The organism is Bradyrhizobium sp. 23AC (assembly GCF_054863025.1).
Genome location: NZ_JAVAYN010000174.1, coordinates 1 through 268, shown reverse-complemented (window position 1 = coordinate 268; position 268 = coordinate 1). Strand labels below are relative to the sequence as shown.

Here is a 268-nt window from a genome sequence, read left to right as displayed (position 1 = left end):
CTCCCATCAGATACGTTTTAGAAAGCCCCCGGGCACGAAACACCGGGACTATTCTCCTATCGTCTCTGATCGGGTTGGCGTCCATGTGCGTTTGGGCGGAGTAGGCGGCACTTGCGGAGTCGTCCGACCCGTTTAGTGGGAAAACAGCACGGGAATCGGCGGCCTCGTCAGGATGCTTCGGGTTGCGCCTCCGAGTATGAATTCGCGGAAACGCGAATGGCCATAGGCGCCCATGACGAGGAGATCCGCTCGACAGGACGCAATCCGC

Annotated in this window: 1 protein-coding gene; it reads right to left on the bottom strand. The window is 59.7% G+C overall.

Translation table 11 applies throughout. From position 1 onward, the window contains the following. Window positions 1–132: 132 nt before the first annotated feature. A partial coding sequence (locus RAD10_RS41980) for a universal stress protein (RefSeq protein ID WP_461622038.1) occupies window positions 133–268 on the bottom strand: 136 nt, incomplete at its 5' end.